This window comes from Kordia zhangzhouensis (assembly GCF_001005305.1).
GTDB lineage: Bacteria > Bacteroidota > Bacteroidia > Flavobacteriales > Flavobacteriaceae > Kordia > Kordia zhangzhouensis.
In genome coordinates, this window is the sequence record NZ_LBMH01000035.1 from 1 (window position 1) to 1,202 (window position 1,202).

The following is a 1,202-nucleotide window of genomic DNA, read 5'->3' on the forward strand; positions in this document are numbered from 1 at the left end:
TTTTTTTTTTTAAATTTGAGTACAAAACATTTACATTATAGAAGATTAATAATCCTTAAAATTTTGCTCTTTCATATATTGTAATTCAATGTAAACTCTCTCTATTGCTGATTTTGGCGATTTAAACTCTCCGACATCATAGTAATTACCATTGAAAACATACGTTGCACACCAAGAAATAGGTTTAGAAATTGAATTAAATCTCCACAAACCAATCAAATTATCTTTTGTAAGTTCAAAAAGCTCTTCAAAATTCAAGTGTTCCATCTTCTCTATATTTAATGGTTTCTTTTTTCAAATCTAAAACCCAAACACAATCATAAGTCAAACAAGAAGTATCTGTTTTTTTGAAATGATAACGATCAATTAACCTTTTACCGTCTTGTGTCACTGGTCTAGCATAAAGTGTAATAGGGTTATCCTTATTAAGATTATATATGAACTCTTTAAACTCCTTTAAAACTGCTGCTTTGAAAATATTATTAGTATTGTTAAGTTCATGAATTACACCTATACTTCCCAAATAAAATTTTGTTTGAGTATGTAAACTGCTTCCGTTTACATCCTTATGTCTCAGAGTTCTTCCATCTTCATCATTTAAAATCAATTTTTTCTCATATGCTTTACGAACTGGAAAAATCTCAAAAAAACCAATAACTTTATATCTTTTAGAAATGTCTCTATTTTTAAATTCTTGACACACTAGCCAAACACAATGTTTATTTTTATTTTGAATTTTCTTTAGTTCAGTTTTATTGAGTAAATCGTTACCAAAAATTTTTTGAAATTCTGAATATAAAAAATCAATTTCACTAATATTTGCAGGTCTTGCAAGAAATCTATATCCTTTTAACTCTCTTTTAAAATCTTTTATTCTTTTTACTAATGCTGAATCGATAATATATTTTCTAGTTAGGTCGAATATTATCAAGATTAGATTTATTATTGAGAGTATGGGTACATACATTAATAAATTAAATTCAAAGACTAATGCTAAAATTATTATAGTCAGTAAATTACCTATTGTGTATATCCACTTGTTTACCATTGATTTTTAGTTGTAATTAATACACTTTAATAAGTGAAATTAGAAAACTATACATTAAAGACATTACGGGAATCCTCAATTAAATAATATTTTTATTTTTTTAAAAGACGAGAATGTAAATCTTCATCTAAAACATTCCCTAATTGCGTGGAAC

Annotated in this window: 2 protein-coding genes; both read right to left on the bottom strand. The window is 25.8% G+C overall.

The features are described 5' to 3' along the window. Nucleotides 1-45 precede the first annotated feature (45 nt). On the bottom strand, nt 46-267 hold the full coding sequence (locus tag AA088_RS17425; RefSeq protein WP_046746325.1) for a hypothetical protein: 222 nt from the start codon (nt 265-267) through the stop codon (nt 46-48). After that, nucleotides 248-931, bottom strand: a complete 684-nt coding sequence (locus AA088_RS17430) for a hypothetical protein (RefSeq protein ID WP_157547347.1) — start codon at nt 929-931, stop codon at nt 248-250. Before AA088_RS17430 ends, AA088_RS17425 begins: the two co-directional genes overlap by 20 nt. Between the last annotated feature and the right edge of the window lie 271 nt (nt 932-1,202).